The organism is Chondromyces crocatus (assembly GCF_001189295.1).
Classification (GTDB): Bacteria; Myxococcota_A; Polyangia; order Polyangiales; family Polyangiaceae; genus Chondromyces; species Chondromyces crocatus.
Window position 1 is genome coordinate 3,533,657 of the sequence record NZ_CP012159.1, and the last position, 23,123, is coordinate 3,556,779.

Here is a 23,123-nt window from a genome sequence, read left to right on the forward strand (position 1 = left end):
GCGGTGTGCGCAAGGGGAAGGGGTGCAAGCGCATCTCATCTTCTTCGTGCAGGATCAGGCGGCCAGCGGAGCCTTCTACGCGCAGGTGCTCGGGCGCGCGCCGCGGCTCGACGTGCCTGGGATGACCGAGTTTCAGCTCGGTGAGGGTGCGGTGCTCGGGTTGATGCCGGAGCGCTCGATCGCGCGGCTGCTCGGTCCGCCGATCGAGCCCGCGCAGGTGCGGGGGCCGGGGCGCGCGGAGCTGTACCTGCTGGTCGATGCGCCGGGGTCGTACCACGCGCGCGCGCTGGCGTGCGGGGCCCGGGAGCTGAGCCCGCTGTCGCTGCGGTCGTGGGGGCATGAGGTGGCGTACAGCCTCGATGTGGATGGGCACGTGCTGGCGTTCGCGCGGGCTGCGGAGGGCGGCGAGCCTGCGTGAGGGGTAGCGTCTGACGGTCGATCTACAGGGCGGCGATGTCGACCGTCTTGAGCTGGTTTGCGCCGGTCAGCCAGGCCATGAGCTGGCGCGAGAGGGGCGAGCGAGCCAGGCGGAGGATTGCCGCGCGCAGGATGCGCTGCGCTTCTCCCGACGGCGTGAAGAAGGCCCTCGACATCAGCGCATCTGCCTGCAAGCGCGTGATGTACGGGCGTAGCTTTGCCTCCCAGGTGGCGAGCGCGCGCTCCACGTCGTCCGGGTACTGCTCCAGCAGGTGGCCCAGGAGTTCGCTCCCTGCCATCCCGGTCGAGGCGCCCATCCCCGAGTACAGCGTCAAGCTCCACGCGGCGTCGCCGACCAGCACGATCCGACCCTGGTGCCAGCGATCCATGCGCACCTGGTCGACCGAGTCGAACAGGGACTCCTCCGCGGCGGCGAACTCGTCGAGGAGCTGGTTCAGCACGGGTCCTGGCGCCTCCGGTCCGTACGCCCTGCGCAGGGACTCGATGGGCGCGCGGCGGAACTGCGCGTCGGTGTCGGTCACGCGGTAGGAGAACAGGACGGCGGGGTTGTGGTTCGCGAATGGGAACACCCACGCTGACCTCCCCGCCTCGGCCATGACCAGCCCGTCGTGCGGTACGTACCCCGTGACGGGTCGGCTCATGACACACGCCCCGACCATGTAATTCAGCGGGTAGAGGAAGTCCTCGTGCGGACCGAAGACGAGCTTGCGGACGGTGGATCGCATGCCGTCGGCGCCCACCAGGAGGTCGAAGTGCTCGGTCACGGTGGCGCCGGTCGGGGTGTGGAGCATCGTGACCTCGACGCCGTGATCCCGCAGCTCCATGCCCAGGGGCACCGTCGAGAAGCGGATCTCCACCTCCTCGGGCAGCGCGTCGAACAAGGCGTTCTCGACGTCGCCCCGCAGCAGCACGCGCGGCCCGCCGGGGAGGTCGGCGAAGCTCAGGCCATGGCCGCGACGATCGGCCCGGTCGACTTCGTAGGTCACGCCGCGGGGGTGCTGGCGGCTGCTCATGGCGTCGAGCAGCCCGAGCCGCTCGGCGGATGCCTGGCCCGTGCCGAAGAGGGCGATGAAGTAGCCGCCTTTGCGGCGCGCTGGTGCCCGCTCGACGATCACCGGCTGCCAGCCGATGCGATGCAGCCGCACGGCCGTGGCGAGGCCACTGATCCCGAGCCCGACGATCAAGACGCGGCGCCCGTTCCCTGCTGATCGCGCTGTCATACCGTGAACGTAGCGAGCCGCGGCCAGCGTGACAGAGCGCGGGTTGGGGCGGAAATCGGCCTGGATTGGGGTCGGCTGGAGAGCCCGTCACACGTCCTCGTGGCGGCGGCGTGCGCGGAAGGCCCGCGGGGTCATGCCATAGGTGCGCCGGACGGTGCGGATGAAGTGGGTGACGTCGGCGTAGCCCACCTGGTCCGCGATGCTCTCGATGCTCGCGTCCGTCTCCAGCAAGCGGCGTCGGGCCTCGGCCATGCGGTGGACGCGGAGCCAGTCCCCGACCGTCAGCCCGGTCTCGCGGCGCATGATGTTGGCCAGGTGCGAAGGCGTGCGACCCATCGCCGCGGCGACGTCTTGCAGCGAGAGGGGTTCCAGGCAGTGTGCCTCGATGAAGGTGAGGGCATCCTGTGCGAGCCCGCTGAGCAGGATCGGCGCCATGGACGCGTTCTCCTGCATCTCGCGCATGAACTCCGTGGTCAGGAGGGTGAACAAGGCGAGCGCGGCATTCTCCGCGCCCCAGTGGCGTTCTCGCAGCTCGGCCTCCAGCTCGGCCACCGTGCGCTCGATGCGTTGCCGTCGGGGCTGCGCGGGTCGCAGCCGGAGGAGGCCCCGCAGGAAGAGGCTGCGCACCGGCACGTCCTTTCCGACGGCCCGGCGTGGTGGTGGCCCTGGCAGCCGACCCGAAGAGGTCAGCAGCGTCGGGTCGAAGGCGACCATCCACCCTCGCAGATCGCTGACATCGAGGGGCTGGTGTTCCACGCCGGCAGGGACGACGTGGATGTCCCCGGCGTCGAGCTCGACTTCCTCGAGGTGGCGTCCTCGTCCCCGCCCTGCCGTCAGCACGAAGACCATGACGAAGGTCGAGATCAGCGGCCCGGGCAGCCGAGGGGCCGGTCGCGCCGGGATGAGCGTGACCCGCAGGGGCAGACCTCCAGTCCCGAGATCATCCAGCGTGATGATCCGGGGAGGGGGGCGCTGCGGCATGCGAGGCATGTCGTCGAGCATCGCATGGACCGGGGGGGCCGGACTTTCGTGTCGTCTGCGGCGTGCATTTGCGGTCACGGGTTGTCGACGGTGTGCGCAGCGGTCTAGGGTCGCGGGAAGCAGGGGCTCCAGACCGGAGAAGAGAACATGTCGGTTGCTGCCGAAGATCTCGCGAAGCCCGTCCTCGTTGGCCGTTCGAGTTCGCACTTCACGCGCGTCACGCGGGTCTTCGCCTCGGAGACAGGGGTGGAGCATGCGTTCCAGGTGGTGCGCGATCTGATGTCGCTCGATCCAGAGGACTACGGCGGTAACCCCGCGCTCAAGCTGCCGTCGCTCCGGACGGCCCGCGGTGTGTGGTTCGGGGCGCTCAACATCTGCCGTGAGCTTTCGCGGATGTCGCGCGTCGGGCCGCAGGTCGTCTGGCCGGAGCAGCTCGTCGAGCCGTTGCTCGCGAACGCGCAGGAGCTGGTCGCACAAGCGATGACGACCGAGGTGACGCTGATCCTGTCGAGGCTGGCAGGGCGAGGTGAGGGCAACTCCCACCAGGTCAAGATGGAGAAGAGCCTGACCCATACGCTGTCGTGGCTGGACGACAACGTGGAGGGCGTCCTCGCGGCGCTTCCTCGGGAGCGGGGGCTCAGTTACCTGGAGGTGACGATGTTCTGCCTCATCAGCCACCTCGAATTCCGGGATGTCGTGCCGATTGCCGTCTACGGTCGACTGAATGCGTTCTGTCGAGCGTTCGCGTCGCGACCCTCCATTCAGCAAACAGCGTATCGCTTCGATAGCTGAGCGCGCTTGCGGCAATCTCGTGGCCGGGGTGTCGCTGCTCGATCCGAGGAAAGTGGGGCAAGACGTCGACGGCAACGAGGGGTGGCTGGATGCCTGGCGATGGAAGGGCCCACGTTCGCTGGGCGGCCCAGGCGTGCATGGCGCGCTGTGCCATGGCAGGGCGAAGAGGGCATCGGCGCGTCGGTGGGATCCGGCGAGACTTGCACCGTTGAGCGGCGTCCGGGCTTCCAGTTATCCTGGAAGGCGCAATGAGCTATGTCGTTCAGCCTGGGGACACGCTCGGCGCCATCGCGGGTCGACATGGCACCACGGTGGCGTCTCTCTTGCGGGACAACCCTTCCATCTCCGATCCCAACAGGATCTTGCCCGGTCAGCGCCTCGCGGTTCCTGCGAGAGCGTCGGCGCCGGTGCGCGCTGCGCAGTCTGCCACGACGTACACGGTCCGGCCTGGTGACACGCTCAGCAAGATCGCCTCCGACAACGGGACGACCGTTGGCCAGATCATGTCGGCCAATCCGCAGATCTCGAACCCGAACAGGCTCTCCGTCGGACAGAACATCCGGGTGCCTTCTGCGCGTGGCGGAGGGAACTCGGGTGGGCGTGCCGGAGGGAGCTCGGGTGGGCGTGCCGGGGGAGGGGGAGCGTCGGGCGGGAGCGGGGGGGGTGGGAGTGGCACGAGCGTCACCGCGCCCCAGCCCTCGGCGACGCGGCCGCAAGGGACGGAGGCGGCGCCCCGCGCGGATGCGCCGATCACGTCACCGAGCGGCACCTGGGTGTTGCCCACCCAGGGGCAGGGGCTGAAGCTCGTTCTTGCCGATTTCTCGAACGCGGCCCGTGAGCTCGCCTGCGAGACGGCGGCAGTGCGCGCGGTCGCGGAGGTGGAGTCGGGGGGGCGAAGCGGTTTCGACGATCAGAAGCGACCGAAGATCCTCTTCGAGGTGCACAAATTTCGGAAGCACACGGGGCAGCGCTACGATCAGAGCCACCCCCACCTGTCGGCGCCTTACAAAAGCCCGCGGCGGAGGGAGAGCTACCGGAAGAATCAGTGGCAGGTGATCCGGGAGGCCTTCGCACTCGCTCCGGAGGCTGCGGTGAAGAGCGCCTCGTGGGGCATGTTCCAGGTGCTGGGAGAGAACCACGCGATGTGCGGATGGCGCAGTGTCCGCAGCTTCGTGGAGGACATGTACATCTCCGAGGCGCAGCACATGCGCGCGTTCATCGGGTTCTGCCGGAGCCGGGGGCTTCTTCGTCACCTCAAGACGAAGAACTGGGCGGCTTTCGCCGAGGGGTACAATGGCCCCGATTACGCGAGCAACAACTACCATACGAAGATGGCGGACGCTTACCGGCGGTACAGCCGCTGAGGCGCGGACCGGGCGTGCGCCGCTGGTGAAGCGAGGCGCACCTGTCCGGGGGATTTGGTAGGCTCGTGTCCAATGGACGTCGTCTCGACTGGTCCCGTTCGTGTCGCCTCCCGGCGCTGGCCTTCGGTACACGGCACGTGGAGCCTCGCGGTTGCGTGCAAGGTGACGTACGCCCTGCTGCCAGGGGTGTCTCCGCTTGCTTCCGAGCAGGAGGGACTCAACGAGGATGACAACCACTGGGACGACGACCCGGTGCGCAGCGTGTACATGCCGGGCGATCTGGTGCCCTACAAGCCCTGCGCGGATGTCGTGCTGGTGGGTCAAGGGTTCGCGCCGAACCGGACACCCGTGGCGTCGTTCATGGTGCGGATGAGGGTCGGGGAGGTCGACAAGTCGATCGAGGTGTTCGGAGAGCGGAGCTGGTCGCCCGAGGGGGCACTGGTAGAAGGGGCGCAGGTCGTGCGGGCGTCGCTTCGCTACGAGCGCGCAGCCGGTGGGCCTGGAACGTGGAATCCGGTCGGGGTTCGCGCCGACGGGCCGCCCGATCCCTATGGTCGGATCCTGCTGCCGAGCCTGCAGCTTCCGGGACAGTCCGTCGGGCGACGGGGTGAGCCGCTGGCGCCCGTGGGGTACGGGCCGATTGCGCCGAGCTGGCCGACGCGTGCCGAGAGGATCCGGGCGCATTACGGGAGCTGGGATCCGGGGCGCTGGTTCGAGCGGCCGCTGCCCGAGGGGTTCGACGCGAGCTTCTTCAATGTCGCGCCCGGTGATCAGCAAGTGCGTGAGCTGCGGGACGACGAGCGGATCGTGCTCGAGAACCTCCATGTGGAGCACGCGCAGCTCTCGACGCAGCTCCCTGGCGTGAGGCCCCGCGCGATGGCCGAGCGAGCCGCGGGCAGGCGTGAGGAGATCGCGCTGGTGGCCGATACGCTGTGGATCGATACGGAGCGCTGTGTGTGCTCCATGGTCTGGAGGGGGCGAATCAGCCTCGCGCATCCTCAGGAGGCTGGGCGAATCACGGTGGGGTTGGAGGAACCGCGTGGCACCGGGCAGCGAGGGAAGCAGGGCGATGCGGAAGGGAGCGGGCCGGCAGCGCCCGTGAGCCAGTCGTTCAATCAGGCACATACCGTTCTCGGGGGCGGCGACCTCCCTCCGCTGGTCATGCCCTTCGTGCGGCAGGGGGCGGGTGACGCAGGACCGACCAAGGAGAAGGGACATCGGCCATTCCCCTCGTCGGCCATGGGTCAGACGCAAGCTCCACCTTTTGCACCCCTTGCAGGGAACGGGGGCCTGGGGGGCCTGCCATTCTCCGCGCAAGCTGCCAGCCCCGAGGCGCCGCCTGCCACGCCGCGGCCGTCGCTCGTCTACGGTCAGATGTTCGAGAGCAGCGGGGCATCTGCGCTGATGGGGAAGCCTTCGGGCGCGACGCCCTGGCCACAGGCTGCCGTGGCGCCTGCTGTCGTCATCCCGCCGGCCATCGCCGTACCAGAGCCGCCGGTTGCGCGGGTATCGTTCGGGCAGCGAGCGGTCTCGGAGAACATGGCACCCTCGCCTCCTGCGGTGTCGTCCGCGGCCTCCGCGTCCGACGTCGCGGCCATGGCGGCTACCTACGGCTCCCAGGCAGCCCTGGAGGTGGCCTCGACGAGTCCGACGAGCTCAGGGAGCCCGGTGAGTGCGCCCCGGAGAGAGCCGAGGGCGCCAGGAGCAGGGCATTACGTCGATCTGCTGTGGTTCGATGTGACAGCGCCGCGTCGGTTGCGCGCGCAGGCGAGCTTTGCGTCCGAGGTACGTGAGCCCGTTGGTCAGGGGTCCTGGTTGTCGCTGGACGACGAACTCGAGCCGCAGCAGGACCGGGATCGGCGTGACGTGCTGCGCGTGCTCGGTCGGGTGCCGTCGGCAGATGCGGAGGGCATCATGCGGGCGATGATCGAAGCGATCGACGAGGAGGGGGCCATGGCCCCGCCGCTGGTGGTGGTCGCGGGGGAACTCCAGCTCTTCTTTCACGAGGTGGACGTGCTCAAGGCGACGATCGCGGTGCTCTCGCCGCTCGCTGGTGCGGACAAGCGGTTGAGCGAAGTGCTCGACGCGGCGAACGAGCTGGTGGCCTCGGACTGGAGGTGCACCATCTACGCTGCAGAGAGCATGACGGGACGGCTGCGCGAGGCGCTTGCTCCATCCAACCGATCCATCCTCGCGAATGTGGATCGCATCCTGCTCGAACAGCGCCGCTACCAGAAGCGCACGCTGCTTGGAGAGAAGCGGATACGTGCTGCCCTGGCGGTCGAGGGCTCGCAGACACCGATCCCGTGCTACCTGCCCGAGCCGCTGGAGGCGAAGCTGCCGCTGTTTCAGAGGTTCCGTGCCGTGCTCATCGCTGAGGCACGTGGGCAGCAGGACGAGTACGAGACGAACCCGCTGGCCCTCATCGCGCTGGCGCTCGGGCGGCTCATCAACATGCCGGGGCGACGCTAGCGGCCGCTCCGGGGAGGTCCGCTCGCATTCACGGGAGAGCCGAGCGTTCCGGCGCGTTCATCGAGGGTAGGGCATCGTTCGTCGCGTCAGCGTCTGCTGATTGATGAAAGAGATCGTGTCGACCTGGTCACGATAGTAGTGGTCGGTGAACTCACCGAGGATGACGTCGATGATCAAGGCCACAGCGAGTTCGTCATGGATGTCATCCGTGAGGTTTTCGTACTCGCAGACCAGCTCGCGGCCACGACGTTCGAGCACGGGGAGCTTGATCACGTCGATGGACAGGGGCGCTGCACCAGCCGGTTCAAGGCGGGAGATCACGTGGTAGCCGGGCGGCGGTAGCTCGGCGAAGGCTCCTTCATAGGTCGTCGGATTCATCGCCTCTTGTACCTCCCGCTGCTCGGATCGAAGTAGTAGTTTCCAGGGTTCTGCTGGGCATACGGCGGTGGTCTACCACCCGCTGCCGCGCGCTCCGCGATGGTCTGGCCACCCTGAGGGACGGGTCTGGGGGCCGTGGGGGCTGTGGGCGCCGCGGCTGTCGGTGCTCTGGGAGGCGTAGGCGCGCTCGGGGGAGTCGGTGCTCTGGGAGGCGTAGGCGCGCTCGGGGGAGTCGCCGCTCTGGTAGGGCTGCTTGCCCCTGCGGCACCCATACTCGCCCTGTTCTGGCGGTAGGTTCGACGCATGCCGTAAACTTCGTAACCTGTCCGGCCCCACGCGATGGTTTGGGTGATGGCCGAGTCTTCTCCGAATCGGTCGTCCGCCCATCCTTGGAGTTCAAAGAGCGCATAATCGCCAGCGGCGAAGGCGAAATCCTTGAGCGGCCCCCTGATGCTGGCGCCTTTCGTGAAAAGAACGCGGAGTCCACCGAAGCCGGAGAGGAGACCGAAATACACGCCGGCCTTGTCGACATCCTCCATCAAGTCTTCGAGCCACTCCGGGACTTCGGGCTGTGGCTCGATCAGCGTCATCTGGGGTCCGCCGATGCCGACGGTCGCGCTGCCTCTGATGATCTTGCCGCCGCATGAAGTCTCGTCTTTCACACGAGCAGCATTGAGCTGCTCGATGTAGACGGTCTCGCTGCCCATGGCGACCTGCGCTCCGGCGTGCGCGCTGTTGAGGGTCCCGTAGGTCATGCCCACGATGGTGCCGACAACGGGCCCAAGCAGCACGGCGCCGAGCAACGCCCAGCCGAATTTCGTGGCCGGTGGGTCGCCGCAGGCGAGCTTGTCGAGAGCACGGGCGGCAGGCGGGAGGCCTTCGCCGATGAAAACGGAGCGGGCGCCTTCACCTATGACGCCCGATTCCGCACCTGGCAGATGTTTGAGTAGCTTTCCCAGGCTGAAGCCTGCTGCTGCACCTGTACACACGGCCGAGAGCGCTCCGAAGACTGCAGCGACCAGCAGGATCCCGGTGCCCGCCGTCGCGATGATCGTCGCGGCGACAATGGCACCGACGACGAGGCCGACGGCGATGCCGGCGAGCGCGCCCAGAAGCTCGTGGCTGTGCTCGATCGGGTCTCCGACACGCGCGGCACTCGGGGTGGCCATGGCGATCCTCCTTTTCCTTGCGCCTCAGGACATCTCGTCAGCGGTCGGTCTGAAAACGGGCGGTGGCGAGGAGCTGTTCGAGCGTCTTCGAGCATGCCTCGTCGACGCGTTTCAGGCTGGCAGCAGTGATGGTGATGAACCGCCCCCGGGCGGCGAGGATGACCTGATGCTGGAACATCTCCGCCTTGCCATCGCGGAAGGTCGAGCAAACTTCGAGCGCCCGCGCCCCGGCGACGGTGCGCTCACCCCTGCGCTGAATCTCGAACCAGGGCAAACGCTGCGAGAGGTCCTTCACCTGCTGATCGACGAAGCTGTCGAGGGAGCGACCGTTTTGCTCATTGCGGGAGATGAGCACCTTGAATTCGTCCTGTGTGGGCTCGGGCCCGAGGACGTTCAAGGAGCGATCGAACCAGCCGCTCGGGAGCGAGATGCTCGCCTCGTCGATGATGTAATCGCTCATTGCTTCCGGAATTTGATGTTGGAGAGGATCTGCTCGAGGTAAGCGTCGCACTGCGTCGCGAGTTTGATGATGCTCGACGCGGTGAAGGTCAAAACCTCGCCGTAGTAGGCAACATAGACTTGGTGCTGGTACATGGTGCCCCCCTGCACAGGCCACTGCATGCGCGCTTCGCGCCCGCGAAGAGGCCCCACCATGCGCTCCCGCTGCCCGAGGACACGGAGCTTGCCGAGCTTCTTTGCGATCTCCCTGAGCCGCTGAAGCACGAAGGGCCCGAACTCCTCGCCCTTGAGCGAGTCGCGGGTGATCACGATATTGAAGGGGATACGCTCGCCGGCCGAGCTGACGAAGATGTTCATGGACTTGTCGGCCCACTCGTCCGGCATGTCGAAGATCAGCTCATCGGTATGGTACGTGCGCACGTCTCACCTCATCCCAGGGGAATGACCACCGCATCCGGGTTCCTGGCAATGACTCCCGGCGAGCCGGTCGCCACGACGAGCTGGTTGTCAGCACCAAGGCGCCCGAGCGCCGTGACGAAGGCTCCGACGTCCGGCTCAGGGAGGTGCAGCTCCGGCGTGTCGATGAGGACGAGAGAGCCCTGAATCCCAGCGCGCAGGAAGGTCACCGCGAAGATCAGCGCCTGCTTTTCGCTGTCCGAAAGCTCGTCCGGACCCACGATGCCGCCGCGCCCGTCAGCGAAGCGAGGAACCAGCGCCTGTGGCGTCCGCTCGATGCCAGCGAGGGTGCGGGTGCGACACAAGCTGGCGAAGGCCTCCTCCAGTCGCTCCATACCGCGCTGACCGCTCACGTCGTGCAGTCCCAGGTTCACCTCCACGACGTACCGGAGGAGGAGCGCATATTTGGCGTCGTCCCGCGTGAGCCGCGCGAAGCGTTCGGTGCCAGGGACGCCAATCGTGGACATGCTGGGCACCCCGCCACGAGGGATCCGGCGACTTGCGTGGAAGTACTCCACCTTGCTGACGCTCGGAGCGGCGTCGTACTCGCCAAGCAGGCCCACGAGAGCAGGCTCGTGATCGATCGAGGAGAAAATGCTCGAGGAGAGGATCGACTCACTCGACAGGTCGGTGCTTCCCGCGCCTGTTCGCATGCGCTCGTCGGCCGACAGTTGCCAGTCGATACGCACCTTCGCGGCGGCCTCGCCGCTGCGAACGACGGAACCTGTCGAGCGCTTCAATCCGTACGGGCCGATGTCCTCTTTGGAGGCGATGATCGCCTCCAGCAGGCTCGTCTTGCCACTCCCTGGAGGTCCGGTGATGATGACGAGGTCGCCGGGGACGCCGGTGCGATCGGCCGTGAAATCGAACGTCTTGTCGGGCAAGCCACGAAAACCGTTCGTGGTGATTCGCTTGATCTTCATTGCGTGTGCGCGCCTAGCTCTGGCCTTCGTCCGGGTTGATGTCGACGCGGGGGGACTGGATGATGATGCCGTCAGGCCCGATATCGATCGTCGACCTGTCGCCCACCTTCAGGATGATGCGCGCATCGCTCTCGATGAACGTGACGTCCTTCGATTTGTGGTAGGCGAATCCCTCGACCGCTTGCTGAATGACGTTCTTGGTAATGGAGTGGGTCTGGTTCTCGAGAACGGCGACGAGCCGGTCCTTGCCGACCACCTGGGTCTGGAAGCCCGTGACCACTTCGAGATCGTCATTCAGAACGAACGTCTTGCGGTCGTGGCGAATCGTGGTGGTGGCGTCGTTCTTGACCAGCGTGTTCATGTCCCGCTCTGCCTGCACGCGGACGAGCTCCTTGCCCGCCGAGTCCTCGAACATCAGCTCGTTGTAGCCCCCCGTGTTGCCCGTGGAGTTGCTCTTCCAGCCGCTCTGGGTCTTGTTGGCGGGTAGCTTGTACGGCACCTTCTGGAGGTTCGTGAACACGCGCCCCACGATGACGGGACGGTCGGGATCGCCGCCGAGGAAATCGACGATGACCTCCTGCCCGACGCGGGGGATGTTCATGCCGCCGAAGCCGGCTCCGCCCCAGGGCTGGCTCACGTGAATCCAGCAGGAGCTGCTGTCATTCATCTGGCTCTCGCGGTCCCAGTGGAAGTGGACCCGCACCCGCCCGAACTCGTCGACGTGGATCTCTTCTCCAGCCGGTCCTACCACGGTGGCGCTCTCGACACCGATCACCTTCGGCCGAGGCGTCACGAGGGCCGGCCGGTAGGGGGTCCTGGTCCGCCGTGCTTCGCAATGATGGGTCCATTCTCCGTTCGGGGTCCCGGAGAGGGTCGACTCCGCGACGAGGAGCATCTGACCCGGCTCGAGATCAGCGCGTGGATGGTCCAGAAAGCTCGTCACGACCCCCGGCGCGAGGTCGTGGGCATTCGTCTCGAAGGAGACGATGCTGCCGCTGCCCTGCTTGGCCTCCAGGCGCTTCTGGGCGATCTTGGCGCCCTCGCCCTCGTCGGTCCGGGTCTTCCCCTTGTCGTCTGCAGATGCCGTGTCCTCGCCCCGGTCCGCGTTGAACAGGAAGGCGCCAGGCGTGTAGTGGAACCGCTCGAGCTTGTCCTCGATGCTCACGCGAGAGGCGGCGGCGCTGGCGCCGAGTTTGTAGGCCGATGGGCGTCGGTAGTCGTGGTCCCGCAGCGTGTAGCGGCCTGGCCTCACCTTCTGGCCGACGCGCACATGGGTGACGTGCTCGTGGTCGGCGACCATGGGGTTGTCGCGGAACGCGATGGGGGGGCGTGCCTCGGCCACGTGGGGGGCGTCGGAGAGCACCAGGCGCGTCTCGTCGCCCATCTGCGCAAAGTAGAAGGTGATGCCGGCGTCTTCGAGCATCCGGCACATGAAGGCGTAGTCCGACTCGGCATACTGGACGCGGTACTTGCGCTTCTTGTAGGCCCCCTTGTCGATCTTGAGCTCCGGCTCGATCTCCCACTCCGCGAGGAGTTCGAGCACGATGTCTGGCTCCGAGATCTGCTGGAACATCCGGTAGTTGCGGCGCTGGGTCAGGTACCAGAGGTCGGGAACGATGTTCAGCCGGTAGGTGGAGGCTCCCTCTTCCTCGACGGCGATCTGCGAGAATTCGTTGCAGATGCCCGTCCAGGTCCGCTGGTGCGTCCCCTCGATGCCGCTGAAGAGCATGAACCGAGCGGGTTGACCCAGGATGGCGTCGAAATCCACGCTCGGGTTCTCGCAGAGCGCCGTGAGGGTGACGTCGAAGAGCGACGACATCTTCTCGTGGACGGTGAACTCTCGGATGTCGAGGATGTCGCCCGAGGCAACGTTGACCGCGAGATTGTAGCTGCTCATGCTGCTGGCTCCGGTGGCGAAGGGAGGCGTGAGTCGGACGCCGTCGGAGCAGACTGTATCCCAGACCGAGAAGGCGCCGGTAGACATCGCCGCGGGCCGCGTCGCGGAATTGATGCTGTCTTCCCTGCGCAGAGATGATGGAGCCGGAAGGATGCGCTGGGGAGGTGATGATGCGCTGCGCGATGGGCGTCGGTCGTGATGTCGGACGCTGGTGGTACGCTTCGCGAGAGGTGTCGAGGAAGACGTCTCGGCGATGGCTGCTCACCAGCGCCGTCTCGACGACCGCATCCTTCAGGGAGCGAGGCGCATCGTTCGCTGCCGGGTCCCCCGGAGGGGGCGTGCGAGCGTCGACTGGCTCAGGTGAGGTCGGCGGCGGTGATCGTGAGGGTGCCGCTCCTCTGATGCTGGCGGTGAGTCCCGGGATGTCCCAGGACCTCCATCAACCGATCGTACCCGGCGATTTCACCGCCCCAGAAATCGAGTTCTCCGAAGATGTGGACCTTGGACAGGTCGGCTCCGTGCTGGCGCAAGATCTCTTGCACTCTGTCGGCGTCAGCCGGTCCGAAAATGTCCGTCTCACCGAAGATCGAGAGATGGATGCCCAGCAGCTTCGTGCCGACCGGGCAGACGATGATCATGCACGAGGTCACGGCCGTCGTTTTGATGGTTCTGGCAATGCCGTATTCGCGTTCGGCAATGTCGCTGGTGACTTCTTTGATGGTACCGTATGCCATGGTGTTCTGGGGCACAGTGATGCGCCGCGCGGTGGCCTGTGTCAACCCTCGGGATGGCCGAGGGATGCCGGAGTCGAGCCGTTCAGCGGAGAAGCTCGTCGAACGGTTGCTCGCGAGCGCGCAGGAGGTGGTCGCCCAAGCGATGGCGACCGAGGTCGGGCTGGGTCCCCGGAGCTGGTGATGCTCTGCCTCGTCATCCACCCGATGTGCGGATGACGCGCTGATTGCCGTCTAAATTCGTCTGAGCGCCTTCCGTGGAGCGTTCACGTCGAGCCCCCCGTTCAGGAAGCGGAAAACCACTTTGAGGACGCTGCGGACGCGATGAGGGCCAGGGAGGTGGACGGTCGTCCCGAGGGCTCCATCGATGAATGCATGCCAGTCCGAAGCAGCCCATCAGGCTCGTACAGCAGGGTGGATGCGCGCGCGAAGATTGCATCGCGGCCCGAACAACGCGGACGAAATGACGACGATGAATTGAACGGCCTGTTCATTGCGTTCCTTGACACTGCTGCTTTCGGGGACTTCATGAAAGACACAGACGGGGACGCCTCTCCCGCGGGCGAGGCGCTGGCTCGTCCATGTCACCGCGATGCCACCACGGGGAGATTTCGACAATGGCGGGATACATCGTCTCTGGTCACGGTGGGAGGTACACCCAGCCTGGGCAGGTCACCGTTCCTGCAGGGTTCTCGGTGGTCTTCTTCGAGGAAGACAACCGCATTCTTTACAACGAGGATGCATGGCCCATTTACAACCACCTGCTCTCGGGTGACGAGGGCTGGGTCCAGAGTCGGGTCAAGCACACGTACCAGGCAGGGGATACGCTGAATGATTACGCCTGCTGGAAGTATCCAGAACTCACGCGGAACTCGGGCATCTTCAAGGTCGGCGCGTTCAGCTCCAGCAACCCGGCCATCAGCCTGGATGGATACAATTACTCCAGCCCCCTCATGCTGTCAGAGCTCTTCACGCAGCTTTCCGGCAGTCCTGGCACCATTTACTGGGTGGCCTGTACCGAGGCGTCATGAACAGGCGCCCCGTCCTTTCGGGTGACGGGTCTCCACGGGCGCATGCCTGACGGAAGCCGAGTCCTCGCGTACCGACACCGCCGACCATCACCGCGGCCGTGAATCCGTAATCATCTGTTGCCGAATGCTGTCCTTGTCGACGTCGCTCTGACCAGGTAGTTCAAGCGCGGTCATGACGGGCGTGAGACATGGCAGCCCGTGGCGAAAGGACTGGTCCGAGCCGCTGAAGCCGCCTATGTCTCATCCACGCTTTCACGGCCCACACCGCCGGTCATGACGCGGTGCGGTATGCGGGCCCCGGGGTGATGTCGAAGGGCGTGCGGGTCGTTTCCTGGACTGGGCGAGCCGCCGGTTGATGGCTTCAACGACGTGGGAGACGAACGATGACGAGAAGGATGCGAAAGGAGCGGGCGTGGGGCTGGGCGCTGGCTGCCTCGGCGTGTGCGTTGCTCGCGGCCTGTCAGCCGGTGGTGAGCGGGGGGGGCGGCGTCGACGCCGACAGCGACCCGGTGGCGTCGGCGCCGTCGGGCTGGACGCGTGCTTGTTTCGAGACCTTCGACGCTTCCTCGTGCGACGGCGCCCGCTACGTCTCGTACAACGCCACGTACCAGAAGTACGTCGGCGTCGTTCTCTGCGCCGAGGACCGCTACAAGCTCTACCTCGGGGAGTCCGAGGGGGGCGTCTTCTACCAGATCGGGGACTACGCGGGTCACGGCCAGGACCACTGCGAGCTGGTCAATCCGACGTTCACCCTCCCTGACGAAGATGACATCCAGAGCGGCGGCTGCGTGGACTGTGCCACGTCGGCCGATTCGAGCTGGTATGCGAACCCCGTCGGGACGCAGGGGTACTCCCGCGGCGTCTTCGGTGAGGGGTTCACGTTCGAGCCGCTGTGGCCCGAGTACAACCTGTACACGGTGGACTGGCTCTCGTGCGGGGTGAGCTTCCCGGCTGCTGGCGACACCTGCGGTGGGTCGCAGCCGCCTTCACCTGGCGTGGACTGGACGCCCGCCAGCTTCGTCGACACCGGCGTGAGCACGCCCTGCACCGGTGAGCGCTACGTGCGCTTCGACCAGGGGTACGGCTTGTACGTCGGCGTCGCCCTCTGCTCGCCCACCCGGTACAAGATCTTCCTGGGGGAGGCGCTGGATGGGGTGTTCCACCAGATCGGCGACTACGCAGGACACGGGCAGGATCACTGCGAGCTGGTGAACCCGGGCTTCACCATCCCGAACGAGGACGACATCCGGAGTGGCGGGTGCATGGACTGCGCGACGTCGGTCGAGGCGGGGTCGTTGTACGAGAACCCCGCGGGTTCCGAGGGGTGGTCGCGCGCCACCTTTGGCGGGAGCTTCACTTTCGAGCCGGTGTGGCCGGAATACAACCTGTATACCGTCGCCTGGTACGAGTGCGGCGTCGCCATCCCCTGAGCGTCGCCTCCTTCCTGAGGGCCGGCGCGCCTTGTCTCCCCCCCTCGGCCGGCCCTGGCGCTCGGTGGGAGACTGGAACAGGATGGCGTGATGATCACCCTCTACACGTTCACCACCCCCAACGGACGCAAGGTCTCGATCCTGCTCGAAGAGCTGGGCCTCCCCTATGAGACCAAGGTGATCGACATCTCCAAGGGAGAGCAGTTCGATCCAGCATTCCTGGCCGTCTCGCCCAACAACAAGATCCCCGCTCTCGTCGACGACGACGGCGACGGTGGGAAGGTGGCCCTGTTCGAGAGTGGCGCGATCCTGACCTACCTGGCCGAGAAGACGGGCCGCTTCCTGCCTGCATCCGGTCCCGCGCGCTACGAGACGCTGGCGTGGTTGCACTGGCAGATCGGCGGCCTGGGGCCGATGTTCGGGCAGCTCGGATTCTTCGGCGTCTTCTCGAAGGAGAAGATTCCGACCGCGATCAAGCGCTACAGCGAGGAAGCCGATCGCCTCCTCGGGGTCATGGAGCGGCGACTCGCCAGCAACACGTACCTTGCGGGAGACGACTATTCGATCGCCGACATCGCGGTCTATCCCTGGGCGGCGAATGCCAGCACCTTCCTGGGAGAGTTCCTGGGCGAAAGCGTCGCTGCGAAGCCTGCCGTTCGTCGCTGGCTGGAGAACGTGGGGTCACGTCCCGCCGTGCAGCGCGGGATGGCCGTCCCGAAGGTTTGAGTCAGGAACGCGCCGGCGCGATCGCACGCCTCGCAGGTGGCTGTGTGGGGCGCTCGTGGGGTCTGGAGAGGGTCTCCACGGACGCCGCGGCAATACGGTAGCAATCGCTCAGAAATTGGATGTAGATCCTCAGCGCTTCGGCACCAGCGTCGGCGTAGGTGCTGGCATGTTCCGGCGCGTGGGTGATGGCCTCCTCCAGCATCTTCTCGTTGAGCCGGGTGTGGCCCAGGTCGACGACGACGTGCTCGGCGATGAACGTGAGTCGCTCGGCGACCTCGGCACCGAGCACCCGCTGGACTTGCCCCAGCAGCCGGGGCCCGAAATGAACGGCCACGTGACCGAGCTCGCGCTCGATGGAGATCTGACCGGCCGGGTGCGGGCCCTCGATGACCTCGTCGTGGAGCGTGCGGTAAGCCTTCATCGAGTCCAGAGGGGCCTGAGCCATCAGCGTGTTGGCTTCGAGGGGAGGGGTATGCCGGGTGTTCCAGTGCTCCACGAGCGCGCGCGCATCGTCGATGGTCATCTGGTCGTGCCCGACCTCGCTCTTGGCGTGGGTGATGAGGGACTTGCCCAGGTGGGCGAGGCCTTGCTCGATGCAGCGCTCGCCCGTGCGACGAATCCATCCGTCGACCGGCTCGGTCATGTAGGGAGAGCGCGCCATCCACTCGATCAGGAAGCGCTCCAGCACGGAGGGAAGAACGGCTGGATCTAGGAGTTTGACGATGTCGGGGTGCGTGTCCAGGAGGTGACGGGCGGCGCGCGTGTGGGGTTCGTAGTGGGTTTGCAGGAGACTCATCGGATCTGTTCCTCGGGCTGGGTATCGATGACGTGATGAAGGGGGGGCGAGGGAATGGGCGACCGTGGACGGCCGACCGACTGCTCATCGATGTGCTCCAGGAACTCCGGGAGGATCGACGAGGCGATGATCCAGAGAAAAGGCTGGGTCGACGGGGCATCGTGCAGCCGGGCAGCGCGCACCGAGCTGCCGTCGTCTTCGCAGAGGTACACGAACGTGCTGCGCCCCCGGCGCGCGAACCAGCGGCGCGCCTCGTCGAGCAAAGGCACGAACGCCTCCCGACCGCCCGGCATCAGCGAGAACAGCCGTGCCGAGTCCAGCAGCCGGAAGAGGTTCGCCCCCGGGGAAGCCAGCTCGACCACCAGCGCGGCGAGGGGCACACCTTCCCGTCGCGCCACGAAGCACTGGCGCTCCCGGGTGAGTCCGGCGCTGTGCCAGAGCGCCGAGGTTCCCTTCATGTCCAGCCGCTCTGGCATGAAGTCGAGGGCCTCCACGAAGGGGCGCGGACGCACGCGCGCAATCTCCTGAGCGATCCGATCCAGCTCGTGGCGTGAGGCCGGGAGGAGTGTCAGCCCCTCACCGGGGCTACCGCTCGGCTCGTCGCACTGCGCCTCCATCAGCCGCACGGGCATCATGAGCACCTCTCCCTCGTGGCGGGAGGCGTTCCTCTGGGCGAACTGCACGTGCGTCCGCTGCACCCAGGGCACGGTCGCTTCGCCATAGCAGAGTACCCAGCGTTGCCCCGGGTCGGCCTGGATGTCCTCCAGGGCGCGCCGGTAGGTGTCGCGCAGGATCTGGCCCTGCAGCAGGCGCACCTCGCTCGGCGTGCCAGGGCGCCGTCCGAGCTGGTGCATCAACCAGGCCCGCTCGTAGATCTTGAGCGTCGACACCGACGCCTCCAGCCCACGCGCGGACGGCCACACCGTGTGGCTGGACAGGTGATCCATCGTCGCGGTCCGGCGCCCCAGTGCGAGGAAGCTCTGACGCTGCGCCTCGAACTGCGCGCTCGTCTTGTTGGCGAGGTTCAGGTACCCCGAGATCGCATACAGGTCCCAGAGCGACTCGAGGTGGCTCTCTCTCGTGCGCGTCGTCGGAACGAGCGCGCGTCCGACCACCTCGCGCCATCGCGCCCCCTCGGCCGCCGAGCGCATCTGTACCTTCACGCCGCACAGGCGCCGGCCGTCCTCGCGCCCCGCGGAGACATGGCGCACCTCGCCTTCCAGGGCGACGCTGTGGCCCTGCTCCAGGCGCACCGTGAGCGCCAGAGACATGCCCGTGAAGAGCCGCTCGGTCGCCTCTACACGCAGCGAGAGTCCCCCATGCGACACATCGACGACCTCGGCCTCGCCCAGAGCCGGGCCCTCCACCCGGGTGCTCTGAAAGCGGGCGCGAAGGCCACGAGGGGCCTGCGCCCGACGGTAGGTCCGCTGGCGGGTCCGCACCAGCCGCCCCGGAGCCTCCGTGACCAGCCACGCCCGCTCCACCGCGCGCGTGTCGATCCGCAGGTGATAAACCGAGTCGTAGCCCATGAGCGAGATCTCGTACGGCGGCTCGCCCCAGCAGGCCTCGGAATCGGCGAGACGGAAGCCCCAGAGCCCTCCCTCGTCCACGCGCTCCAGCGCCACCCGCACCCGGCGCTCTCCTCGGTGCAGAATCCCGTGCGGATTCAGCAGCGAGAGCGCCGTCAAGATGGCCGTCGTCCGCTCCGACCCATCGATCTCCTCCCACACAGGCGGGGCACCGGCTCTCGGCCTGCTCGTCTCACCACCCGGATTGCCGTCGCGCACCATGATGGCGCGCCCTTCAGCAACTGCCGGACCAGCCTTGCGGATGCACGACTTCCGCGCCAGATCTCCGCTCAGGACCCCTCCTGGACCTTCGTGGACAGGAGGGGTCTCGTGCAGCTCGTGCAGTGTCAGCGCGCCTTGCGCAAGGCTGGCGCATCGACCCCGGGTGGTGGGTCAGTGGAGTGAGCCGAGCACTTCGGGGTTGAACGAGCGCAGCGTATCGAGGTGTCGCTCCCGTACGGCCACCGGCCACGAGGGGTTGACCAGGAGCGAGCGCCCGATGGCCACGAGGTCGAACTCCCCGCGCTCCAGCCGCTCGAGGAGGGGGTCGAGACCCGTGCTGGTCGCTCCGCCCTCGCGGAACGAGCTCTGGAGGTCGACATCGAGGGTCACGGATCCGACGGTGATCGTGGGCTTGCCGATCAGCTTCTTCGTCCATCCTGCGAGGTTGAGATCGCTGCCTGGCATCTCCGGCTCCCAGAACCTGCGTGTGGAGCAATGGAACAGGTCGACGCCGGCGTCGGCGAGCGGAGCGAGGAACCTCTCCAGCTCCTGGGGCGTGCGCGCGATCTTCGCGCCATAGTCCTGCTGCTTCCACTGCGAGAACCGGAAGCAGATGGGAAAATCGGGGCCCACCCGCCGCCGGATCTCCTGCAACGTCTCGACGGCGAACCGGGTACGCGCCACGAGATCTCCGCCATACCTGTCCGACCGCTGGTTGGTGACCTCCCAGAAGAACTGATCGAACAGATAACCGTGCGCTCCATGCAGCTCGACGCCATCGAAACCCAGGTGTTTCGCCGTCGCAGCCGCCTCGGCGAACGCCTCGATCACCGCGTCGATCTCCTTCTGGGTCATGGGCTCGCCCACCTTCTCGCCGGGCTTGCCGATGCCCGAAGGGCCGAGCGGGAACTCCGCCGGACCGGGCTGCTCCAGGCAGAGCCCCACGTGCCAGAGCTGGGGAAAGATGTGTCCTCCCGCGGCGTGCACCTCGGCGACGACATGGCTCCAGCCAGCAAGTGCGTCCTCGCCATGGAAGCGCGGCACACGCGCGCTGTTCGATGCCGAGGGGTGAGGCACCCAGGTGCCCTCGGTGATGATCAGACCCACCCCACCTTCCGCCCGGCGTCTGTAATACGCCGCGACATCCGGACCGGGAACGCCGCCAGGGGAGAAGGCGCGGGTCATCGGCGCCATCACGATGCGGTTCGGGAGCTGGAGGGCCTTCACAGAGAAAGGACTGAACAGCGCTTCAGGGGACCTGTTGGCGCTGGCGGCAAGGTCTTTCGGGGGAACCATTCCGCGGACCATACCAGCGGAAACCATCGCGACGCCCGGAACCTGTCCGTCGGGCCCGAGGCCAGGCTGGGAGGAGAGGGCTCCCTTCGAAGACGGTCCATCGCCTGCGCACCGGCTCGCTTGCCGACGGTCGAGGCGCCGACCCCGAAGTGGAGTGACGACCTGTCGGGAAATGGAGGCGACCGCGCTGCGCCACGCCAGCGCGTCGACGCTGCGCTCCTCGTCGTTTCCTGGGCAGGTGGCGCTGCTCAATACGTGGGCGTCACAGGTGTTGTTATGGACGATGCGTTGCAGTGCGCGAGTGCTCCTCGGGTCCTTGATGTCGCAAGGCTCTCGGCCTCTCCGTTGAACGCCGCCTGGTAACCCGTCATGGCAGGCGTTTCCGCTTCGCGCAGCTGGGGTGAGGAGAGGCTGCCGACGTGCGCGACGTTCATGACAGCGAAACCGTTTCCTCCCCGGGAGCCGAACGATGGTTTTCACTTTCGTGTCGGCAAAACCCTCGGGGCGCAGGAATGCATGATGCGTCGACGATTTGATTCGAGCGTCTTGACGCTTCTCTCACATCCCCAATACTCGTGAATTCGGGGGGGGCATGACGCACGGGGAGGGGAGCGCGCGGCTCCGGCCTGGGGAGCGGTTCCTTCGGTTCCACATCCTGCATGTGCTGGGTGAGGGCGGTCTGGGCGTCGTGTATGCGGCGCTCGATGGCACGAAGCGATGCGCCCTCAAGCTGGTCAAGGCTGCCTGGATCGACGACGAGGGGCAACGTCGCCGGCTGGTGCGCGAAGGTGCCCTGCTGGAGCTCATCCGGCACCCCAACATGGTCGAGGTGCACGAGACGGGCATCACCCGGGAGGGGATCGCCTGGATGCGCATGGAGCTGCTGGAGGGGGCGACGCTCCGCCAGGTGCTCCGACGCCATCGTCGGCTCTCTCCCGCCGTCGCCTTCACGTGGCTGCGGCAGGCATGCCACGGCGTCTACCAGTGTCACGCCATGGGGGTCATTCACCGCGACCTGAAGCCCGAGAACCTCTTCATCACCCGCGATGGAACGGTGAAGGTCCTCGACCTAGGGATCGCGAAGCTCTACGGGAACCCGGACACCCTGGATCAGCAAACCCACGGCACGCCCTTGTACATGGCGCCCGAGCAGATCCGCGCCGAGCCAGCGTCGTTCGCCACCGATGTCTACGCCCTTGCGCTGATGGCATACGAGATCTTCGCCGGGCATCACCCCTTCAAGCCGCCCACGCATGAATACGAGGTTCATGCCGTCTACGCGCGCCAGCTCCTGGAGACGCCGCCCTCGCTGGTGACGTGTGGCGCTCCGGTGGAGCTCGCCGCCGTGATTCGAGACGCGCTCCACAAGGAGCCTGCCCGGCGGCCCTGTGACGCCTTGGTCCTCGCCGAGCGCTTGAACCACGCTCTCAGGGCGAGCGCCTCGCTGTGGCCCGAGCTGAGCCAGCCGCCCGGACTGGAGGACCTGCGCACCCTCATCGTGGCGACGACCGGCGGAGGGATGGCCTCCGCAGGCGAGAACGGGCGTGCGTCTGGCGAGAGAGGGCCGTCCCCCGGTGCGGAGCGGCGAGGCTGCGAGACCGAGCGTTTACCGGACGCGTTCCGGGATCCGAGCTGTATCGAGGCCGTCGATGGCCGTCACATCACCCTGTCCCCCTTTGCCGTGACACCGCCGGCATTGCGACTTGCCCGTCACGAAACCAGCCGGTGCTCATCCACAGGGCCGGTGATTTCGCCCGCTTCTCGTTGCAACGAGGTCAGGCCCGAAGCGACGAGACATGTCAGATTTTCCGAGTGGATCGCGGGGTGGTGGGGCCCCGACGAGCCTTGCCCGGCGGGGCGGCGGGGGCGCGTGCCCCTGCCGTGTGAATCAGAGCTGGACGCCAGCCAGCCAGCCTCCCAGCGGCTCGTACAGCCCGCTCGCGCGGGGACACCCACCACAGAGCTCCTCGCCATTGCCTCCGCGGGGGCTGCCGCCGTGATCGTCTTGAGCGCGCTGGGGGTCGGTGTATCCGTGCTGGTCGATCACGAAACGGTGGTGGCAGCGTCGCCGGTCGTTCGAAGGGACTGGTCCCGGGAAGGCCCCACGACCCCACTCCCTGCCATGGACTTCCAGATGCCGCTGTCGCAGAGCAAACTCTCCGCGGCTTCGACGCCATCGGTCCAACCGACGTCATCTTCTCCGCCGTCAGAAAGCCTCACGTACGTCGAGCCCGAGCTGCGCTTGGACTTCACCTCCACCCCGACGACGCACACCCCAGCTCAATTCGTCATTCAATCGCAAGCCGATCGGACGACCATACGCACCACGGCGTCGACGGCGCCGTCCACGAGAAAGGAACATACGCCTCTCCCCTCCTCTCTCCGTGCAGCTTCTGCGCAAAACGCCAAGGATTCACGAAGGAGCAAGGTGCCATGGAAGGGAAGCCGCGGTGCGTCGGCACTCCCGCAGCCGCAGCGAACGCCACATCGTTTGACCCCGAGATCTCCTTCTGCGCCCTCGGCTGAATCATCTCCAGCGACGCCCGAAACGCGTTCAGGCCCGATGACAACGACAACGAAGAGTCCACACACCCTGGTTCCGCCACGACCTTTTGAATAGATTTCGATTCAATTGCTCGTCTTGCGGCGACCCTGCTTGATGCGTGCGGCTCGGCTTTCAAGGCAGACTCCCTCGAATGGATCAGCGAGATTCAAGCCCTCCTCGGTTCGTGCGCCCCGGGGACGATCCCCGCCTCGACGCCTTGCTCGCCGAA

At 66.6% G+C, this 23,123-nt stretch carries 20 protein-coding genes; 8 read left to right on the plus strand and 12 right to left on the minus strand.

All coding sequences use genetic code 11. The features are described 5' to 3' along the window. Positions 1 to 22 precede the first annotated feature (22 nt). Positions 23 to 418 carry a VOC family protein gene (locus tag CMC5_RS13175; RefSeq protein ID WP_050435876.1) on the plus strand — a complete coding sequence of 132 codons (396 nt, stop codon included), beginning with the start codon at positions 23 to 25 and terminating at the stop codon, positions 416 to 418. A gap of 22 nt (positions 419 to 440) precedes the next feature. Here CMC5_RS13175 and CMC5_RS13180 read toward each other — a convergent pair whose 3' ends face one another. Both CMC5_RS13180 and CMC5_RS13185 read right to left on the minus strand, forming a co-directional pair. Next, positions 441 to 1,658, minus strand: coding sequence for an FAD-dependent monooxygenase (locus CMC5_RS13180; protein ID WP_050430738.1), 1,218 nt, complete (start codon positions 1,656 to 1,658; stop codon positions 441 to 443). Positions 1,659 to 1,745: 87 nt separating this feature from the next. Next, entirely contained in the window at positions 1,746 to 2,648 is a 903-nt protein-coding gene (locus CMC5_RS13185) for a helix-turn-helix transcriptional regulator (RefSeq protein WP_169796529.1), read from the minus strand. A gap of 138 nt (positions 2,649 to 2,786) precedes the next feature. Between CMC5_RS13185 and CMC5_RS13190 the strand changes: the two genes are divergently transcribed. The 3 genes from CMC5_RS13190 (at position 2,787) to CMC5_RS13200 (ending at position 7,267) form a co-directional block, all read left to right on the plus strand. Next, a complete protein-coding gene (locus CMC5_RS13190; protein ID WP_050430740.1) occupies positions 2,787 to 3,431 on the plus strand; it encodes a glutathione S-transferase N-terminal domain-containing protein in 645 nt (214 codons plus the stop codon). 248 nt (positions 3,432 to 3,679) lie between these two features. Continuing rightward, positions 3,680 to 4,795 carry an N-acetylmuramidase domain-containing protein gene (locus CMC5_RS42460; protein ID WP_050430741.1) on the plus strand — a complete coding sequence of 372 codons (1,116 nt, stop codon included), beginning with the start codon at positions 3,680 to 3,682 and terminating at the stop codon, positions 4,793 to 4,795. Between the two features lie 72 nt (positions 4,796 to 4,867). Then, positions 4,868 to 7,267 (plus strand): DUF2169 family type VI secretion system accessory protein, encoded by a 2,400-nt coding sequence (locus tag CMC5_RS13200; RefSeq protein ID WP_082362450.1) that lies wholly within the window; start codon positions 4,868 to 4,870, stop codon positions 7,265 to 7,267. Between the two features lie 57 nt (positions 7,268 to 7,324). Here the strand turns inward: CMC5_RS13200 and CMC5_RS13205 are convergent, their stop codons facing one another. The 7 genes from CMC5_RS13205 to CMC5_RS44420 form a co-directional block, all read right to left on the minus strand. Next, positions 7,325 to 7,645 (minus strand): hypothetical protein, encoded by a 321-nt coding sequence (locus CMC5_RS13205; RefSeq protein ID WP_050430743.1) that lies wholly within the window; start codon positions 7,643 to 7,645, stop codon positions 7,325 to 7,327. Further along, on the minus strand, positions 7,642 to 8,814 hold the full coding sequence (locus CMC5_RS46905) for a PAAR domain-containing protein (protein ID WP_050430744.1): 1,173 nt from the start codon (positions 8,812 to 8,814) through the stop codon (positions 7,642 to 7,644). Before CMC5_RS46905 ends, CMC5_RS13205 begins: the two co-directional genes overlap by 4 nt. A gap of 37 nt (positions 8,815 to 8,851) precedes the next feature. Continuing rightward, the gene (locus tag CMC5_RS13215; RefSeq protein ID WP_050430745.1) at positions 8,852 to 9,274 is read right to left on the minus strand and encodes a DcrB-related protein; all 423 of its coding nucleotides are present in this window, start codon (positions 9,272 to 9,274) and stop codon (positions 8,852 to 8,854) included. Then, positions 9,271 to 9,693: a DcrB-related protein gene (locus CMC5_RS13220; RefSeq protein ID WP_050430746.1), complete on the minus strand. Its 423-nt coding sequence runs from the start codon at positions 9,691 to 9,693 to the stop codon at positions 9,271 to 9,273. Before CMC5_RS13220 ends, CMC5_RS13215 begins: the two co-directional genes overlap by 4 nt. Positions 9,694 to 9,701: 8 nt before the next feature. Further along, entirely contained in the window at positions 9,702 to 10,652 is a 951-nt protein-coding gene (locus CMC5_RS13225) for an AAA family ATPase (protein ID WP_050430747.1), read from the minus strand. 13 nt (positions 10,653 to 10,665) lie between these two features. Further along, positions 10,666 to 12,549 carry a type VI secretion system Vgr family protein gene (locus CMC5_RS13230; protein WP_050435877.1) on the minus strand — a complete coding sequence of 628 codons (1,884 nt, stop codon included), beginning with the start codon at positions 12,547 to 12,549 and terminating at the stop codon, positions 10,666 to 10,668. 356 nt (positions 12,550 to 12,905) lie between these two features. Further along, positions 12,906 to 13,484, minus strand: coding sequence for a hypothetical protein (locus tag CMC5_RS44420; protein ID WP_156338544.1), 579 nt, complete (start codon positions 13,482 to 13,484; stop codon positions 12,906 to 12,908). Positions 13,485 to 13,897: 413 nt separating this feature from the next. Here CMC5_RS44420 and CMC5_RS13245 point away from each other — a divergent pair, with 413 nt between their 5' ends. From CMC5_RS13245 to CMC5_RS13255, 3 genes are all read left to right on the plus strand, one after another. Further along, the gene (locus tag CMC5_RS13245) at positions 13,898 to 14,311 is read left to right on the plus strand and encodes a putative adhesin (RefSeq protein WP_050430750.1); all 414 of its coding nucleotides are present in this window, start codon (positions 13,898 to 13,900) and stop codon (positions 14,309 to 14,311) included. 395 nt (positions 14,312 to 14,706) lie between these two features. Continuing rightward, positions 14,707 to 15,741 carry a hypothetical protein gene (locus tag CMC5_RS13250; protein WP_050430751.1) on the plus strand — a complete coding sequence of 345 codons (1,035 nt, stop codon included), beginning with the start codon at positions 14,707 to 14,709 and terminating at the stop codon, positions 15,739 to 15,741. Between the two features lie 90 nt (positions 15,742 to 15,831). Continuing rightward, positions 15,832 to 16,467: a glutathione S-transferase family protein gene (locus CMC5_RS13255; protein WP_050430752.1), complete on the plus strand. Its 636-nt coding sequence runs from the start codon at positions 15,832 to 15,834 to the stop codon at positions 16,465 to 16,467. 1 nt (position 16,468) lies between these two features. On the opposite strand, the gene CMC5_RS13260 is transcribed toward CMC5_RS13255, so the two are convergent. The 3 genes from CMC5_RS13260 to CMC5_RS13270 form a co-directional block, all read right to left on the minus strand. Beyond that, positions 16,469 to 17,263: a hypothetical protein gene (locus CMC5_RS13260; RefSeq protein WP_063796269.1), complete on the minus strand. Its 795-nt coding sequence runs from the start codon at positions 17,261 to 17,263 to the stop codon at positions 16,469 to 16,471. Next, positions 17,260 to 19,053: a PilZ domain-containing protein gene (locus CMC5_RS13265; RefSeq protein WP_082362451.1), complete on the minus strand. Its 1,794-nt coding sequence runs from the start codon at positions 19,051 to 19,053 to the stop codon at positions 17,260 to 17,262. Before CMC5_RS13265 ends, CMC5_RS13260 begins: the two co-directional genes overlap by 4 nt. A gap of 171 nt (positions 19,054 to 19,224) precedes the next feature. Next, positions 19,225 to 20,349, minus strand: a complete 1,125-nt coding sequence (locus tag CMC5_RS13270) for an NADH:flavin oxidoreductase (RefSeq protein WP_050430754.1) — start codon at positions 20,347 to 20,349, stop codon at positions 19,225 to 19,227. Positions 20,350 to 20,941: 592 nt separating this feature from the next. Between CMC5_RS13270 and CMC5_RS13275 the strand changes: the two genes are divergently transcribed. Continuing rightward, complete coding sequence (locus tag CMC5_RS13275) at positions 20,942 to 22,969, plus strand: serine/threonine protein kinase (protein WP_050430755.1); 2,028 nt, start codon at positions 20,942 to 20,944, stop codon at positions 22,967 to 22,969. The last annotated feature ends 154 nt before the right edge of the window (positions 22,970 to 23,123 follow it).

What these genes read in the sequence shown, in the direction of transcription:
- CMC5_RS13180 (WP_050430738.1), bottom strand. Translation starts at nt 1,658, where the DNA reads ATGACAGCGCGATCAGCAGGGAACGGGCGCCGCGTCTTGATCGTCGGG.
- CMC5_RS13185 (WP_169796529.1), bottom strand. Translation starts at nt 2,648, where the DNA reads ATGCCTCGCATGCCGCAGCGCCCCCCTCCCCGGATCATCACGCTGGAT.
- CMC5_RS13190 (WP_050430740.1), top strand. Translation starts at nt 2,787, where the DNA reads ATGTCGGTTGCTGCCGAAGATCTCGCGAAGCCCGTCCTCGTTGGCCGT.
- CMC5_RS42460 (WP_050430741.1), top strand. Translation starts at nt 3,680, where the DNA reads ATGAGCTATGTCGTTCAGCCTGGGGACACGCTCGGCGCCATCGCGGGT.
- CMC5_RS13200 (WP_082362450.1), top strand. Translation starts at nt 4,868, where the DNA reads ATGGACGTCGTCTCGACTGGTCCCGTTCGTGTCGCCTCCCGGCGCTGG.
- CMC5_RS13205 (WP_050430743.1), bottom strand. Translation starts at nt 7,645, where the DNA reads ATGAATCCGACGACCTATGAAGGAGCCTTCGCCGAGCTACCGCCGCCC.
- CMC5_RS46905 (WP_050430744.1), bottom strand. Translation starts at nt 8,814, where the DNA reads ATGGCCACCCCGAGTGCCGCGCGTGTCGGAGACCCGATCGAGCACAGC.
- CMC5_RS13215 (WP_050430745.1), bottom strand. Translation starts at nt 9,274, where the DNA reads ATGAGCGATTACATCATCGACGAGGCGAGCATCTCGCTCCCGAGCGGC.
- CMC5_RS13225 (WP_050430747.1), bottom strand. Translation starts at nt 10,652, where the DNA reads ATGAAGATCAAGCGAATCACCACGAACGGTTTTCGTGGCTTGCCCGAC.
- CMC5_RS13230 (WP_050435877.1), bottom strand. Translation starts at nt 12,549, where the DNA reads ATGAGCAGCTACAATCTCGCGGTCAACGTTGCCTCGGGCGACATCCTC.
- CMC5_RS13245 (WP_050430750.1), top strand. Translation starts at nt 13,898, where the DNA reads ATGGCGGGATACATCGTCTCTGGTCACGGTGGGAGGTACACCCAGCCT.
- CMC5_RS13250 (WP_050430751.1), top strand. Translation starts at nt 14,707, where the DNA reads ATGCGAAAGGAGCGGGCGTGGGGCTGGGCGCTGGCTGCCTCGGCGTGT.
- CMC5_RS13255 (WP_050430752.1), top strand. Translation starts at nt 15,832, where the DNA reads ATGATCACCCTCTACACGTTCACCACCCCCAACGGACGCAAGGTCTCG.
- CMC5_RS13260 (WP_063796269.1), bottom strand. Translation starts at nt 17,263, where the DNA reads ATGAGTCTCCTGCAAACCCACTACGAACCCCACACGCGCGCCGCCCGT.
- CMC5_RS13265 (WP_082362451.1), bottom strand. Translation starts at nt 19,053, where the DNA reads ATGGTGCGCGACGGCAATCCGGGTGGTGAGACGAGCAGGCCGAGAGCC.
- CMC5_RS13270 (WP_050430754.1), bottom strand. Translation starts at nt 20,349, where the DNA reads ATGGTTCCCCCGAAAGACCTTGCCGCCAGCGCCAACAGGTCCCCTGAA.
- CMC5_RS13275 (WP_050430755.1), top strand. Translation starts at nt 20,942, where the DNA reads ATGACGCACGGGGAGGGGAGCGCGCGGCTCCGGCCTGGGGAGCGGTTC.